Annotated in this window: 15 protein-coding genes; 11 read left to right on the top strand and 4 right to left on the bottom strand. The window is 64.3% G+C overall.

The features are described 5' to 3' along the window. Positions 1-129: 129 nt before the first annotated feature. From P6U28_RS19615 to P6U28_RS19605, 3 genes are all read left to right on the top strand, one after another. Positions 130-1329, top strand: a complete 1200-nt coding sequence (locus P6U28_RS19615; RefSeq protein WP_407123026.1) for a TrmJ/YjtD family RNA methyltransferase — start codon at positions 130-132, stop codon at positions 1327-1329. 84 nt (positions 1330-1413) lie between these two features. Beyond that, on the top strand, positions 1414-2262 hold the full coding sequence (locus tag P6U28_RS19610; protein ID WP_407123025.1) for a tetratricopeptide repeat protein: 849 nt from the start codon (positions 1414-1416) through the stop codon (positions 2260-2262). Continuing rightward, on the top strand, positions 2231-2572 hold the full coding sequence (locus tag P6U28_RS19605; protein WP_407123024.1) for a hypothetical protein: 342 nt from the start codon (positions 2231-2233) through the stop codon (positions 2570-2572). Before P6U28_RS19610 ends, P6U28_RS19605 begins: the two co-directional genes overlap by 32 nt. A 198-nt stretch (positions 2573-2770) precedes the next feature. Here the strand turns inward: P6U28_RS19605 and P6U28_RS19600 are convergent, their stop codons facing one another. After that, positions 2771-3424 carry a TetR/AcrR family transcriptional regulator gene (locus P6U28_RS19600; protein WP_407123023.1) on the bottom strand — a complete coding sequence of 218 codons (654 nt, stop codon included), beginning with the start codon at positions 3422-3424 and terminating at the stop codon, positions 2771-2773. A gap of 261 nt (positions 3425-3685) precedes the next feature. On the opposite strand from P6U28_RS19600, the gene P6U28_RS19595 reads away from it, so the two are divergent. From P6U28_RS19595 to P6U28_RS19585, 3 genes are read left to right on the top strand one after another with little or no spacing between them, the layout of a single operon-like run. Further along, positions 3686-4228 (top strand): OsmC family protein, encoded by a 543-nt coding sequence (locus P6U28_RS19595; protein ID WP_122402473.1) that lies wholly within the window; start codon positions 3686-3688, stop codon positions 4226-4228. A gap of 35 nt (positions 4229-4263) precedes the next feature. Continuing rightward, positions 4264-5376, top strand: coding sequence for an acyl-CoA dehydrogenase family protein (locus P6U28_RS19590; protein WP_407123022.1), 1113 nt, complete (start codon positions 4264-4266; stop codon positions 5374-5376). Between the two features lie 52 nt (positions 5377-5428). Next, positions 5429-6307, top strand: coding sequence for a sulfurtransferase (locus P6U28_RS19585; protein WP_407123021.1), 879 nt, complete (start codon positions 5429-5431; stop codon positions 6305-6307). An 8-nt stretch (positions 6308-6315) separates the two neighbouring features. Here the strand turns inward: P6U28_RS19585 and P6U28_RS19580 are convergent, their stop codons facing one another. Next, complete coding sequence (locus P6U28_RS19580) at positions 6316-8241, bottom strand: sigma 54-interacting transcriptional regulator (RefSeq protein WP_407123020.1); 1926 nt, start codon at positions 8239-8241, stop codon at positions 6316-6318. Between the two features lie 159 nt (positions 8242-8400). Between P6U28_RS19580 and P6U28_RS19575 the strand changes: the two genes are divergently transcribed. From P6U28_RS19575 to cynS, 4 genes are all read left to right on the top strand, one after another. Next, entirely contained in the window at positions 8401-9780 is a 1380-nt protein-coding gene (locus P6U28_RS19575; protein WP_407123019.1) for a CmpA/NrtA family ABC transporter substrate-binding protein, read from the top strand. Positions 9781-9789: 9 nt separating this feature from the next. Next, positions 9790-10629, top strand: a complete 840-nt coding sequence (ntrB, locus tag P6U28_RS19570) for a nitrate ABC transporter permease (RefSeq protein WP_122402478.1) — start codon at positions 9790-9792, stop codon at positions 10627-10629. A 5-nt stretch (positions 10630-10634) separates the two neighbouring features. Continuing rightward, positions 10635-11567 (top strand): ABC transporter ATP-binding protein, encoded by a 933-nt coding sequence (locus P6U28_RS19565; protein ID WP_407123018.1) that lies wholly within the window; start codon positions 10635-10637, stop codon positions 11565-11567. Positions 11568-11635: 68 nt separating this feature from the next. Then, complete coding sequence (gene cynS / locus P6U28_RS19560; RefSeq protein ID WP_407123017.1) at positions 11636-12124, top strand: cyanase; 489 nt, start codon at positions 11636-11638, stop codon at positions 12122-12124. On the opposite strand, the gene P6U28_RS19555 is transcribed toward cynS, so the two are convergent. Continuing rightward, the gene (locus P6U28_RS19555; protein ID WP_407123016.1) at positions 12111-12938 is read right to left on the bottom strand and encodes an oxaloacetate decarboxylase; all 828 of its coding nucleotides are present in this window, start codon (positions 12936-12938) and stop codon (positions 12111-12113) included. The two genes, cynS and P6U28_RS19555, sit on opposite strands and share 14 nt — an antisense overlap. 104 nt (positions 12939-13042) lie before the next feature. Between P6U28_RS19555 and P6U28_RS19550 the strand changes: the two genes are divergently transcribed. Next, complete coding sequence (locus P6U28_RS19550; RefSeq protein WP_407123015.1) at positions 13043-14011, top strand: LysR family transcriptional regulator; 969 nt, start codon at positions 13043-13045, stop codon at positions 14009-14011. Between the two features lie 5 nt (positions 14012-14016). Here the strand turns inward: P6U28_RS19550 and P6U28_RS19545 are convergent, their stop codons facing one another. Then, complete coding sequence (locus P6U28_RS19545; RefSeq protein ID WP_129145487.1) at positions 14017-14340, bottom strand: DUF1476 domain-containing protein; 324 nt, start codon at positions 14338-14340, stop codon at positions 14017-14019. Positions 14341-14499 lie beyond the last annotated feature (159 nt).

Below are 14499 nucleotides of genomic sequence, written 5' to 3'. Positions count from 1 at the left end.
TCCCTTGAGAATTTTGTCAGGACAGGCAAACGACAGACCGCGAGGGCGGCCCGGTCCTGGGGACCGCTTGAATTAATTCCTCAGGTGGCCTTGCCAAGGCCTTGAGAGACAGTGTGAAAGCGAAGCGAGATGTCGGGGACTGACAAGAGCAAGGCGGGCCTTTCCCTCGACGGTCCCATCGTCATCCTGGTCGAGCCGCAGCTCGGCGAAAACATCGGCATGGCCGCACGCGCCATGGGCAACTTTGCCCTGAGCCGGCTTCGCATCGTCAATCCCAGGGACGGCTGGCCCAACATCGCTGCCCAGCGCTCCGCCGCGGGCGCCGACCACATTCTGGAAAAGGTCGAATTGTTCGGCACGGTGGAAGAGGCGGTCGCCGACCTCGACCTCCTGTTCGCCACCACCGCTCGCGCCCACGACCAGGCCAAGCCTGTGGTCGGGCCGGAGGCCGCAGCTAGCGAGATCGCTGGGCACCTCGCGACCGGCGGCAGGGCCGGCATTCTGTTCGGCCGCGAGCGCTGGGGGCTGACCAATGAGGAGGTCGGGCTCTCCAACCGTATCATCACCTTCCCGGTCAATCCGGGCTTTGCCTCGCTCAATCTCGCCCAGGCGGTGCTGCTGGTCGGCTATGAATGGTTCAAGCAGGCGACCTCGGGCGCGCTGCCGCACGCCATGCCTGAAAGATCCGAGCGCGCCTCCCAGCACCAGATGCAGGCCTTCTTCGACAATCTCCTGCGCGAGCTCGACAAGGTCGAGTTTTTGCGGCCGGCCGAGAAGCGCGACACCATGCTGGTGAACCTGCGCAACATCTTCACGCGGATGGAGCCGACCAAGCAGGACATGCACACCCTGCACGGCGTGATCATGGCGATCGCCGAGGGCCGCAAGGGTCCGGCCAAGGGCGGCGTGCTCGACGGCGAGCAGGCCACGCGCCTGCGCGCGCTGCTGGCCGAGCACGGGCAGGGCGGCGGTGCGTCCGACAGCGCCTCGACGGTGCGCGGCCTTGCCCGCCTGCTTCGCCGCAACCCGACCGACGCCGAGCGGCTGCTCTGGCAGGCCCTGACCCGCGACCGCCGCTTCGCCGGCCAATTCAAGCGCCAGACCCCCGTCGGCCGCCACATCCCGGACTTCGTCTCCTTCCCGCACCGGATCGCGATCGAGTTGGTCAATCCCGGCGAGGGCGAGGCGATCGCGGCCGACCGCGCGGGACGGCGGGCCTGGCTCGAGGCGCGGGATTATCGGGTGCTCGACATCCGGGCAGTGGATGTGGAGCGGGATCTCGAGACGGAGCTGGTGCGGCTTGCCGGGATGATGGAGCAGGGAGCGTAGGTTTCGCGCCGGCGCCGCAACCAAGGGCTGTGCAGACGCGCAATCGGTTGCTATGAAGTCCCCGGGAATTGAGATGGGGACTGCATGTTTGGAATGGTGGGCCGCACACTCATTTGTGCGGCAGCAGGCTTCGGTGTTTTGGCGCTGACTGCCTTGTTCGAGATATCCGGCGCCCGCGCGGAAATGCCCTTGACCTCCAAGTGCAACGCGGTCGGAAATTTCAGCGTCGATGACAGGATCGCCGGCTGCACCGCCATCATTCAGGCGGCGGGGACGGGCATGCAGCAAGATGTGGTCATGGCGCGCTTCCGTCGCGCCATGTTCTACCGCCAGAGGGGCGAGATCGACCTTGCGCTAGCGGACTATAACGAGATCATTGAGCGCGATCCGGGCAATCTGAACTCCCGCATCGCGAGGGCTTCTGCGCTGATCCAAAAGCGAGAGCCCGAGGCTGCGCTGCTTGATTACGCCAAGGTAATCGAGCTCGATCCGAAGAATACCTACGCCTATATCGGACGTGCTCACGTCTATTCGGCGAGACGCGACTTCGTCCGTGCCATTGCCGATTATGATCAGGCCCTTCTGATTCATCCGGACAATGTCATAGCGCATGTCGAACGGGGTCTCTCTTACGTCCGGAACGGGGATCCGGATCGGGCCATGGCTGACTGCGATCGTGCGGTCGAGATCAGCCCGCAAACCGGCGGCGGCCAATTGTGCCGCGGTCGAGTTTACTCCGCAAAGGGTAACAGAGAGCTCGCGTTGGCCGCACTGGATCAAACCATCCAGCCGCGCCTATTTTCATCGTGCAAGGGTCTATTGGCAGATTGCTTCATTCGCCAAATCCTTGGCCGACCTCGATCAGGCGATCCAGCTCGATCCCAGGAATGCCTACCCGGTTTTGTGGCGCGAAATTGTTGCCAGGCGCAGTGACCAGCCGAGCCGGCTGAGCGAGGCTGCAAAGGATCTCGACGCGGCGAAATGGCCAGCGCCGGTCGTCAATCTCTTCCTTGGCACGACGACGTCCGAGCAAGTGCGCGCCGCGGCGGAGGACGCCAACCCGGTGAAGAAGAAGGGGCAGGTCTGCGAGGCGAATTTCTATATTGCCGAGCGCGCCTTGCAGAGCGGCTCCAGGGAAGAGGCGTTGAAACTGTTCGAGCAGGCGGCTGCCGATTGCCCGAGGACCTTTATCGAGAAGCCGGCCGCCGACGTCGAGCTTGCCGCGCTGCGAGCGAGCCGCTGATCGAATGGGCGGGGTCTCGCAGAGTGGGCAAAGCGGAAGCGTACCCACCTGTCGATCAACGGAGCTGCGATGGATTGGTGGGCACGGGGCTTTTGCGTCTTTGCCCACCCTGGGAGCGTAGCCCGGATGCGCGAAGCGCAATCCGGGACAGTGTCGCGCATTCCGCTGCGCTACATGCGGGCTACGAGACCTGAGCGTTTACACCGCCTCCAGCTGCTCCGCTACGCGCTTCTTCTTCGCCTTCGCCTGGCCGAGCAGGGGACCCGCCGTGAGTGCGGCCGTATCGGCCACGCCCGGGTCGCGCGAGATCATGGCCGCGACGATGGCGCCGTCGATGATGAGTCCGAGCTGGTGCGCCAGAACCGCGGGCTCGGCGGAGCCGAGCTCGGCGGCGAGCTTCTCGATGTGGCCGAGCACGATCTTCTTGTGCTTTAGCGCGATGTTGCGGAACTGCTTGGCGTCCTTGTCATGCTCGCCGACGGCGTTGATGAAGGGACAGCCGTAGAAGCGCTCTTCGGCGAACCAGCTCTTCAGCGCGGGGAAGATGCGCGTGAGTTTCGCCTGCGCATCGCCGCCGCCTTGCTCCATGGCGCCGATGAACCATTCGCGCCACTGCTTGCCTTCGCTCTCCAGCACGGCGTTGACGAGATTGGTCTTGGAGCCGAACAACTTATAGAGCGTCGTCTTCGCGGTGCCGGCCTCTTCGATGATCGCATCGATGCCGGTGGCGTTGATGCCGTTCTTGCAGAACAGATGCGTCGCGGCATTGAGCAGGCGTCCGCGCGCGGATTCGTCGTCGCCGGCACCGGCATGCGGTGAGCTTGAATTCTTCTTCGATGACGTCTTTGCCATGAGCTGCTTTGCCATGAGCTGCAACTTAATCGCAGCTGCATCACATCAGCAAGCCGCATCTGTTCCGCGCCGAAAAGATTCGCATCCGCTCACGCATCTGCTCCGCCCTTGAGCAGGGGAGATCTGATCAATCCGCAGGCAGCAAGCCTTAAGCGGCTCCAATGCTTCGCATTTCGTTTTTGGCTCCGTCTGGCACGCTCCATGCAAGGAAACAGACCGTTCGGTATCCTACGGTTTCCACTTCTGCCAGGGAGAAGATTGATGACTGCCGTCGTTCAAAAGACCGTGCTGACGGGTTGCCTCGCGCCCATCGACAAGAACGGGCTCGAGCAACTGATTGCCAATGGCAAGGCAAACCCGAAGGTCATCAAGACCTTGAAGTGCAAGACCATCGCGGAAGGCAAATTCCGCCACGCCAACTACATCCGCAACCTGCCGCCCTACATCGTCGACGAGCCGCCGGGCCTCTTGGGCGACGACACCGCGCCCAATCCGTCGGAAGCCTCGCTCGCCGCGCTCGGCTCGTGCCTTGCGGTCGGCCTGCACGCCAATGCCGTGCACCGCGGCTGGATCGTCAACAAGCTCGAGCTCGAGCTCGAAGGCGATCTCAACATCACTGCGGTCTGGGGCACGGGCGACACCTCCGACAAGCCGGTCGGCTTCACCGATGTGAGGGTCAAGGTCGACATGGAATGCGAGGGCATCTCGCCGGACGAGATCAACGCGCTGGTCGCCCATGTGAAGAAATGGTCGCCGGTCGCCAACACCTTCACCCGGCCAGTCAATCTCGAGGTCGGCATCTAGCAGACGGCAATCAGGACAAGGTGCGGGAGACGATCATGGGTTCACTGGCTTTATCGCGGGCCGAATTTCTGGATCAGCCCGCACCGTCCATTGCGGGCGAGGTGGCGCGGATCGCGCGCGAAGAGCTCGCGCCGCTGGCCGCCGGCATCGACGACGGATCGGTCTATCCGGCCGGGGTGCTGCGCAAGTTCGGCGCGGTCGGGGCCTGGGGCAGCCACGTGCCGCACGAAGGGCCGGCGGACCTGCGCTGTGCCATTCAGGCGATGGCCGAGATTGGCCAGGTCTGCGGGGCGACGGCCTTCATGGCGTGGTGCCAGAACACGCTGGTCTGGTACGCGGCGAATTCCACCAATGTGAATCTCGCAAAGCGCTTCGGCGATGCCTTCTCGACCGGTCGCGTGCTCGGCGGCACCGGGCTCTCCAATCCCATGAAGAGCTTCTTCGGCATCGAGAAGTTGAAGCTGAAGGGCCGCAAGGTCGAGGGCGGCTACATCGTGCGCGGTGCGTTGCCCTGGGTCTCCAATCTCGGCCCAGATCATTATTTCGGCACCATCTTTGAGCGCGAGGACGACCAGGGCACTGTCATGTTCCTGGCCGATTGCTCCGACCCCGCGATCACGCTGACGCCGTGCAAGCCGTTCCTCGCGATGGACGGCACCGGCACTTATGGCGTGCAGTTCCGCGAGGCTTTTGTTCCTGATGAGCTGATCCTCGCCGATCCCGCTGCACCCTTCGTCAAGAAGATCCGCGCCGGGTTCATCCTGCTCCAGGCCGGCATGGCGCTCGGCGTCATCAAGGATTGCATCAACATCATGGACGAGGTGGATAACCCGCTCGGCCACATCAACCGCTATCTGCCGCAGCAGCCGGTGCACTTCCGCGAGCTTGCCGCCGAGCTCGAGGCCGAGACCATGGCGCTGGCGCGCGATCCCTACAACGAAGAGGAGACCTACTGGCGCAAGGTGATCGCGCTCCGGCTTCGCGCCGGCGAAGCGAGCGTCGCGGCGGCGCATGCGGCGATGCTGCATTGTGGCGCGCGCGGCTATCTGAGGAGTCACCGCGCGCAGCGGCGCCTGCGCGAGGCCTATTTCGTCGCGATCGTCACGCCGGCCACCAAGCAGCTGCGCAAGATGCTCGCCGAGTCCTGAGTTTCACGAGTCCACCCCGGAAGACCACCCAACCTCAACGGAGAGGCTGCCAATGACGGACGTTCTGATCTCTGCCAGCGAACTTGCCGATCTCTTGAAGCTAGAGCCGTGTGTCGTGATCGACACCCGCAATCCCGATGCCTACGGCGCCGGGCACCTGCCGGGTGCCGTGAACGTGCACGAGATCTTCACCTTTCTCGCGACCTCGACGCCCGAGGGCATCACCGAACTCAAAACGAAATTCGCCGATGCGTTCGGTGCGGCTGGGCTGTCCGGTAACGAGACGGCGGTGATCTATGAGCAGTCGATGAACTCGGGCTTCGGCCAGTCATGCCGCGGCTATTACCTTCTCACTATGCTCGGCTATCCCAAGGTGAAGGTGCTGCACGGCGGCTTCGATGCGTGGTCGGCCGCAGGCTTCCCGGTGACGAAGGACGTGTCGACGCCGGCAAAAGCCACGTTTGCGATCGTCCCCGAAGCCGGCGATATCCTGATCGATGCCAAGACCATGCTGGCCGCAGTCGGCAAGCCCGGCATCGCGATCCTCGACGTGCGTGACGTCGACGAGTGGATCGGCGACAGCTCGTCTCCCTACGGCAAGGACTTCTGCCCGCGCAAGGGCCGCATCCCCGGCGCGGTGTGGTTGGAATGGTACCGCATGATGAAGCCGACCGCCGAAGGCCCGCGCTTCAAGTCCAAGGACGAGATTCTCGCGGAATGCGCCACCGTCGGCATCTCGCAAGCGACGCCGGTCTACCTCTACTGCTTCAAGGGCGCGCGCGCCTCGAACACGTTCCTGGCGCTGAAGAACGCCGGCGTGAAGGACGTGCGGATGTATTTCGGCTCCTGGAACGAATGGTCGCGCGATCCCTCGCTGCCGATCGAGCAGGGTCTGCCGATTGCAACGGACGTCACCACCAAGGCGGCGTGAGCGCGCGATCACATGGCCCGCGGACGAGGCGCGATTCCCAGCGCCTTGATCCGCGAGGCCAGCGTGGTCGGCTTGATGTCGAGCATCTCGGCTGCGCCGCCGGGGCCGAACACTTTTCCAGCGCAGGCCTCGAGCGCAGCCAGGATGTTGGCGCGCTCGTGCTCGCGCATTTCGGATGACGTCATGATCGCAGGCCGCGCGTCGGCTTTCTGGCGGGCGGCACCGCTCGGCGCTTGTGCGCCTGAACTATCCGGCAGATCGATGCGCAGGCGGCCGTTCTGCGACAGGATCGCGGCGCGCTCGATCACGTTCTGCAATTCGCGCACGTTGCCGGGCCAGTCGTAACGGGCGAGCCGCCGCGCATCGCCCTCGGAGAGGCGCAAGTTCGATTTCAGAGCCTTGCTCTCGCGCGTCAAGAAATGCTGGGCGAGCAGCGGAATGTCCTCGCGCCGTTCGCGCAGGGGCACCGTCTCGATCGGAAACACGTTGAGGCGGAAATAGAGGTCCTCGCGGAAACGGCCGCGCTGGACCTCCTGCTTGAGGTCGCGGTTGGTCGCGGCGATGACACGAACGTCGACGGCGCGGGTGCGCGCCTCGCCGACACGCTCGAAATGGCCTTCCTGCAACACGCGCAGCAGCTTGCCTTGCAGTTCGAGCGGAATCTCGCCGACCTCGTCGAGGAACAGCGTGCCGCCATCGGCGAGCTCGAAGCGGCCGATACGGTCGCGGGTTGCGCCGGTGAAGGCGCCGCGGACATGGCCGAAGAACTCGCTCTCGAACAACTCGCGCGGGATGGCGGCGCAGTTGACGCGGATCAGCGGCCGGTCGCTGCGGGTGGAGTCCTCGTGGATGGCGCGCGCGATCAGCTCCTTGCCGGTGCCGGATTCGCCGGTGATCATCACCGCCGCCGTCGTCGGCGCCACCAGCTTCACCTGGCGCAGCGTCTTCTGGATCGCCTCACTTTGACCGATGATCCCGCGCGGATTGGTCTCGATGCGGATTTCTTCCTGGAGGTAGGCGTTCTCCAGCTCCAGCCGCTCGCGTAGACGGTCGACTTCGGCGAGCGCGGCGTGCAGCTTCTCGTCGGCTTCGCGGCGCTGGCTGACGTCGCGAAACACCACGACGGCGCCGACCACGACGCCGCGGTCGCGGATCGGGGTGGAGGTGTATTCGACCCAGGCGGGCGAGCCGTCCTTGCGCCAGAAAACCTCGCCGTCGACCTGATGCACGGCGCCGTCGCGGAACGCCGCATAGATCGGGCAATCATGGTTGTGATAGTGCCGGCCGTCGTGATGGGTGTGGTGAACGATCGGATGGATCTCCTTGCCGACCAGCTCTTCGGCGGTCCAACCCAGCATGCGTTCGGCTGCGGGATTGACGAAGGTGGTCTTGCCTTCCGCGTTCACGCCATAGATGCCTTCGCCGGCGGCGCGCAGGATCAGCTGGTTCTCGCGCTCGATGTCCTGGAATACGCGCTCGACCCGCTGCCAGGTCGCAATGCCGCCGCGCATGTGGTCTTCGGCGGCCGCATCGACATTGCGGCGGCGGCGCGCTTGGAGATCGGTCAGCGTCAGCAGCAGCAGCGTACGGCCGTCATGCGGCAGCAGGCAGCCGGCATATTCGAGCTGGAGATTTTGCCCCGTCGCATGCCGGGGGGTGAGAGCCGTGGTCCAATAGGCGTCCTTGTGCAGCACGGCCTGGGTGAAGACGGTGAGGGCGGGGAGTTCGCCGGCGTGGAGCGTGCTGGCCCTGGTCTGCCGCAACAGCGCGCGGTCGTAGCCGAGCAGGGCGCAGGCGGCGGGATTGGCGTCGACGATCTGGTCGCCATAGGGATCGACCAGCAGTGTCGCCTCGACGGAGGATTCGAATGCCGCGATGCGCGGGTCGTTGGCGGCGGCCACATCATCGTGGATGGGCATTGGCGTCGTTGCCATTGCGAAATCTCGTAATTGAACTACGAAATCTCGTTTATCACGACTTTTCGTAGTGGCCTAGCGTGACTGAAAGTGGTGCCTTATCAAGGGAATGGCTGGGCTGAAGGCCTTGGCATGCTCCTTGCGTAATGCTCTTCGCAATGACGCGCAGGAGGGCCGATGTTCACGTTCGACAATCCGTTTGATCCCGATCGCAAGCTTGGAGCCGGCTGCGCCTGTGGCCAGCATCGTTCTGCGGAAGAGCACGAGCAGGCGACGGCGCTGCGTTGCGATCCGTTCGAGAGCGAAGAGAAGCGCTACGAGGGCGTGGTCGCTTCTGCGGTGATGCGCGCGATGTTTCCGCAGGATGTGGCGCGACGCGCGTTCCTGAAGTCGGTCGGTGCATCCACTGCGCTCGCTGCATTGTCGCAATTCTTTCCGATCAAGACGGCGACCGAGGTTTTCGCGCAAGCCGGCGCGCCCGAGAAAAAGGATCTCAAGGTCGGCTTCATCCCGATCACCTGCGCGACACCCATCATCATGGCGGCGCCGCTGGGCTTCTATTCCAAGCACGGCCTCAATGTCGAAGTGGTCAAGACCGCCGGCTGGGCGGTGATCCGCGACAAGACCATCAACAAGGAATACGACGCCGCGCACATGCTGGCGCCGATGCCGATCGCGATCTCGCTTGGCCTCGGTGCCAATGCCATTCCGTTCGCCGTGCCCGCGATCGAGAACATCAACGGGCAGGGCATCGTGCTGGCGACCAAGCACAAGGATAAGCGCGATCCGAAGGACTGGAAGGGCCTGAAGTTCGCGATCCCCTTCGACTATTCCATGCACAACTACCTGCTGCGCTATTATCTCGCGGAAGCCGGCCTCGACCCTGACACCGACGTGCAACTGCGCTCGGTGCCGCCGCCGGAGATGGTCGCCAACCTCCGCGCCGACAACATCGACGGCTTCCTCGCGCCCGACAATGTCTGCCAGCGCGCAATCTATGACGGCGTCGGCTTTATGCACCTGCTCTCCAAGGAGATCTGGGACGGCCATCCCTGCTGCAGCTTCGCCGCCAGCCGCGAGTTCATCACCACGGCGCCGAACAGCTTTGCCGCGCTGACGCGCGCCATCGTCGATGCCACCGTCTATGCCTCGAAGGCGGAGAACCGCAAGCAGATCGCCGAAGCCATCGCGCCGGCCAACTACATCAACGCGCCGGTCACGGTGCTGGAGCAGGTCCTGACCGGCACCTATGCCGATGGCCTCGGCGGCGTGAAGACCGACGCCAAGCGCGTCGACTTCGATCCGTTCCCCTGGCAGTCCTTCGCGGTGTGGATGCTGACGCAGATGAAGCGCTGGGGCCAGATCAAGGGCGATGTCGACTACAAGGCGGTCGCCGAGCAGGTGTATCTGGCGACCGATACCAAGAAGCTGATGACGGAGATGGGGCTCACGCCGCCGGCCAGCAGCTACAAGTCGTTCGCGGTGATGGGCAAGACGTTCGATCCGACGAAGCCGGAGGACTACGTCGCGAGCTTCAAGATCAGGAAGGCGTCGTGAGGTGAGGCGATGACCACCTCACTTCGCCTTCGCGCGGGCCTCGTCTCCATTGTGCTGCTCGCCGCTTTTCTCGGCATCTGGCATCTCGCCACGCGCTCTACGGCGCCGGTGGCGACGATGAGCCCGGAATACGCCAAGCTGATGGGCCTGACGGCGACGCAGGGCAAATCGGCAATGCCCGGGCCGCTCGATGTCGGCGCCAAGCTCTGGGAGCATTTGAAGCGGCCGTTCTATGACAACGGGCCGAACGACAAGGGGCTCGGCATCCAGCTTGCCTATTCCATTGGGCGCGTCGGCACCGGCTATCTGCTGGCGGTGATCGTCGCAATCCCGCTCGGCTTCCTCATCGGCATGTCGCCGCTGCTCAGCAAGGCGCTCGATCCCTTCATCCAGGTCTTGAAGCCGATCTCGCCGCTGGCCTGGATGCCGCTGGCGCTCTACACCATCAAGGATTCCTCGATCTCGGCGGTCTTCGTCATCTTCATCTGCTCGATCTGGCCGATGCTGCTCAACACGGTGTTCGGCGTTGCCAGCGTGCGCAAGGAGTGGGTCAACGTGGCACGGACGCTCGAGGTCGGCACGATCAGGCGCGCTTTCACCGTGATCCTTCCCGCGGCGGCGCCGACGATCCTGACCGGCATGCGCATTTCGATCGGCATCGCCTGGCTCGTCATCGTCGCGGCCGAGATGCTCGTCGGCGGCACCGGCATCGGCTATTTCGTCTGGAACGAGTGGAATAACCTCTCGATCACCAACGTCATCATCGCGATCCTGCTGATCGGGATCGTCGGCATGCTGCTGGACCAGATCCTCGCGCGCTTCACGCGCATGGTCACGTTTCCGGAGTAAAGGTTGTGACCGATAAATTCATCTCCATCGAAGGCATCGCAAAGCGCTATCCCGGCGCGGGTGGCGCGATGACGACAGTGTTCGAGAACTTGTGGCTGTCGATGGCGCGCGGCGAGTTTTGTTGCGTGATCGGCCATTCCGGCTGCGGCAAGACCACGGTGCTCAACATCCTCGCCGGCCTCGATGCGCCGAGCGAAGGCGCCGTCATCGTCGACGGGCAGGCAATCTCGGGCACCAGCCTCGACCGCGCGGTGATCTTCCAGAGCCATGCCCTTCTGCCCTGGCGCACCGTGCTCGGCAACGTCGCCTATGCCGTGAGCTCGAAATGGCGCAGCTGGGATCGCGCCAAGGTGAAAGCACATGCGCAGACCTTCATCGATCTCGTCGGGCTCACCGGCTCCGAGCACAAGCATCCGTCGGAGCTCTCGGGCGGAATGAAGCAGCGCGTCGGCATCGCGCGGGCGCTGTCGATCACGCCGAAGATGATGCTGATGGACGAGCCGTTCTCGGCGCTGGATGCGCTGACGCGCGGTACGCTGCAGGACGAGGTGCGGCGCATTTGCCTCGAGACCGGGCAGACCGCGTTCATGATCACCCATGACGTCGACGAGGCGATCTACCTCGCCGACAAGATTTTCCTGATGACCAACGGTCCCGGCGCGGTGCTGGCCGAGATCGTCGAGAACCCGCTGCCCAGGGATCGCGGCCGCACCGAGCTGCACCGCCATCCGCTCTACTATGCCTTGCGCAACCACATCATCGATTTCCTGGTGACGCGCAGCAAGACCTTCGCCGCCGAGACGCCGGATCACGATCCACGCAACGTGCCGATGGTGCACATCGGCAAGCCCGGGCTTTCGATCGCATCCGATGCCAGACCGGAGCCGTCACGGGAGACGTCATGGCCGGGCTTGTCGCGGCCATCCACGTCGTCCTGAGTTGCGACCAAGAACGTGGATGCCCGGGACAAGCCCGGGCATGACGCATAAACCAAGGAGACCCTGACATGAAACGCGAAGACCTCACCGAGAAGCTGCTCGACATCAAGCGCGAGAAGGGCTGGAGCTGGAAGTACGTCTGCGAGAAGATCGGCGGCTATTCCGAGGTGCTGATCGTCGGCGCGATCATGGGCCAGATGAAGCTGACAAAGCCGCAGGCGGCGAACGCCGGCGAACTGTTCGGCCTCTCCAAGGCCGAGACCGCCATGCTCAACGAGGTGCCGATGCGCGGCACCGGCACGCCGATGCCGCCGACCGATCCCCTGATCTACCGCTTCTATGAGATGGTGATGGTGAACGGTCCGGCCTGGAAAGCGCTGATCGAGGAAGAATTCGGCGACGGCATCATGTCGGCGATCGATTTCGACATGGCGCTCGAACGTGTCGCCAATCCCAAGGGCGACCGCGTCAAGATCACGATGAGCGGCAAGTTCCTGCCGTACAAATATTACGGCGCCAGCGGCAACGTGCCGGAGTACGGCTTCAAGGAGGACTGATCGACGCGAAAGCGTCGCGCAGCTCCTTGATAGGTGCCATCTCGCGAACATAGGTGAAGGAGCCGTTCTCCTTCATCTCGCGTGCGCTCTTCAGGAACGCGGCCAGCGCATAGCGTGACATGGCTCCGCCGACGCTGATGCGCTTGACGCCGGCTGCCGACAATTGCGCGAGCGTCAGCGTCGGGTCGGCAAAACCCATCACGTGGTTGAACGGCTTGCCGAGCGAGGAGACGAACGTCCGGATCGTGGCGAGATCGTAAAGGCCGGGCGCATACAGGACATCGGCGCCTGCGGCCTCGAAGGCCTGCAGGCGGCGGATCGTGTCGTCGATGTCCCTGCGGCCATGCAGGAAGTTCTCGGCCCGCGCCGTCAGCGTGAACGGAATTGGCAGCGCGCGCGCCACTTCCACGGCGGCCTGGACGCGCTCGACGGCTTGGGAAAAGTCGTAGATCGGGCGATCGCGGTCGCCGCTGAAATCCTCGATCGAGCCCCCGACCGCGCCGGCCTCGGCGGCACGCCGTATCGCTTCGGCCGCGCGCTTCGGCTCGTCCGCGCCGCAATTCTCGAGGTCCACGCTGACCGGCAAGTCGGTGGCTTCGACGATCGCGCGGGCGTTGGCGAGGATGACGTCGAGACTGACGCCGCCGCTGCCGAGCGTGTTCGCCACCCCGAGGCTCGTGGTCGCCAAGGCCTCGAAGCCCATCGCCGCGAGCAGCTTGGCCGTACCGGCATCCCATGGATTGGGAATGATGAAGGCCCCCGGTCGCGCATGCAGCGCGCGAAATGCGGTCGCCTTGTCTAATTGGCTCGTCATGGTTCACCTCCGTGCTGTCGGTCTGGACAGCCTTAGGCGCATTCTCGTCATCCGCCAAATTTGTTATTATTTCCAGCACCATCAGCTTTTTGCATGAGGTTGGGATGGACAGCGACGCCCTCAACACCTTTCTGACCATTCATCGCAGGGGCGGGATTTCGAATGCCGCAAAATTCCTGCATCGCTCGCAGCCGGCGATTTCCCGCCGAATCGCTCTCTTGGAGCAGGAGCTCGGCGTGCCGCTGTTCGAGCGGGTGGCAGGCCGCACCCGGCTCAGCGATGCCGGGCGCGTGCTGATCCCCTATGCCGAACGCGCGGTTGCCGCCGCGCAGGACGCCGAGCAGGCGGTACGCGCATTGACCAAGCAGAATTCGGGGCCGGTTTCGCTGGCCGTGACCGGCACGCTTGCCGACGGCCGCCTCTCGACCATCATGAAGCGGTTTGCCAGGGAGAACCCGGCCGTCACACTGAGCTTGCGGACGGCGACCAGCGCCGAGGTCAGCGGTCTCATCCGGCGCGGCGAAGCCACGATCGGCCTGCGCTACAACACCGACCGCTCCGGCGACCTCGACGGCGAGTTGGTGCTGCGTGAGGCGCTGCAGGTGGTCTGTGCGCCCGATCATCCTCTGGCCGGGCGCCGCGTGAAACACCTCGCCGAGCTTCGCGGCGAACGCTGGATCGCATTCCCGGAGACTCGCGGGCGTCGCGAGGTCGCCGCGGCGCACGTGTTCGCGCTGTTTCTCACGCAAGGGCTCGGCGACGTGGAATGGACGGCCGTGGACAGCCTGACCGCGCAGAAGCGGCTGGTGGAGTCGGGCTTTGGTCTTGCACTATTGGCGCGAAGCCATTTGGCGGAGGAACTGCGTGCCGCCTCGATCGCGACGATTGCCGTGGGCGACCTTGCCGCCGACCAGGACATCGTCCTTGTCACACGCCGCGGCGGCTTTCTGAGCGCTGCCGCAGAGCGCCTGCTCGAAACCATCCGCCGCACCTATGGCGGGCTGGATGTCTCGGCCAGGCCCAGAAAGAAATCGCCGGCGCGCAAGGACATTGCGCGCCGGCGTGTCGGCTGAATCGATTATTTCCCCGCCTTCACCTCGGCGGCCGCCACCGCGAGCAGCTCGTTCATCTTGGCGCGAATCGTCTGCTCGGTGACGGCGACGTTCTTGGCGGCGAAATCGGCCGTGATCTTGCGCAGGACGTCGGCATCGCCGGCCTCCTCGAAATCGGCCGCGACCACCTCCTTGGCATAGGCGGTGGCGGCGTCACCGGTGATGCCGAGCTCTTCGGCTGCCCACAGGCCGAGCAGCCGGTTGCGGCGGGCCTCCGCCTTGAATTTCTGCTCCTCGTCCAAGGCGAACTTCTTCTCGAAACCTTCCTGGCGTTTGTCGAACTCGCTCATGCCTTTTTCAATTCCCTACTGACTGGACCCGGCGGCCCTCGTTGCGGCGACCCGGCTGCATGCCTAGATAGAGAGCAAGAATCGGCAAAACAACGAGCCGTTAAGCCGCAGGCAAGACGGTATAAGTTGGTGCCGGACGGCCGGATCGATTGTGCTGGG

The organism is Bradyrhizobium sp. STM 3561, from assembly GCF_045571455.1.
In the GTDB taxonomy this organism is placed as follows: Bacteria; Pseudomonadota; Alphaproteobacteria; order Rhizobiales; family Xanthobacteraceae; genus Bradyrhizobium; species Bradyrhizobium vignae.
The sequence above is the reverse complement of the archived record's forward strand: the minus strand, read 5'-3'. Positions and strand labels throughout refer to the sequence as shown.

Coding starts and splice junctions, on each gene's coding strand:
- P6U28_RS19615 (WP_407123026.1), top strand. CDS start 130: ATGTCGGGGACTGACAAGAGCAAGGCGGGCCTTTCCCTCGACGGTCCC.
- P6U28_RS19610 (WP_407123025.1), top strand. CDS start 1,414: ATGTTTGGAATGGTGGGCCGCACACTCATTTGTGCGGCAGCAGGCTTC.
- P6U28_RS19600 (WP_407123023.1), bottom strand. CDS start 3,424: ATGGCAAAGACGTCATCGAAGAAGAATTCAAGCTCACCGCATGCCGGT.
- P6U28_RS19595 (WP_122402473.1), top strand. CDS start 3,686: ATGACTGCCGTCGTTCAAAAGACCGTGCTGACGGGTTGCCTCGCGCCC.
- P6U28_RS19590 (WP_407123022.1), top strand. CDS start 4,264: ATGGGTTCACTGGCTTTATCGCGGGCCGAATTTCTGGATCAGCCCGCA.
- P6U28_RS19585 (WP_407123021.1), top strand. CDS start 5,429: ATGACGGACGTTCTGATCTCTGCCAGCGAACTTGCCGATCTCTTGAAG.
- P6U28_RS19580 (WP_407123020.1), bottom strand. CDS start 8,241: ATGGCAACGACGCCAATGCCCATCCACGATGATGTGGCCGCCGCCAAC.
- P6U28_RS19575 (WP_407123019.1), top strand. CDS start 8,401: ATGTTCACGTTCGACAATCCGTTTGATCCCGATCGCAAGCTTGGAGCC.
- ntrB (WP_122402478.1), top strand. CDS start 9,790: ATGACCACCTCACTTCGCCTTCGCGCGGGCCTCGTCTCCATTGTGCTG.
- cynS (WP_407123017.1), top strand. CDS start 11,636: ATGAAACGCGAAGACCTCACCGAGAAGCTGCTCGACATCAAGCGCGAG.
- P6U28_RS19555 (WP_407123016.1), bottom strand. CDS start 12,938: ATGACGAGCCAATTAGACAAGGCGACCGCATTTCGCGCGCTGCATGCG.
- P6U28_RS19550 (WP_407123015.1), top strand. CDS start 13,043: ATGGACAGCGACGCCCTCAACACCTTTCTGACCATTCATCGCAGGGGC.
- P6U28_RS19545 (WP_129145487.1), bottom strand. CDS start 14,340: ATGAGCGAGTTCGACAAACGCCAGGAAGGTTTCGAGAAGAAGTTCGCC.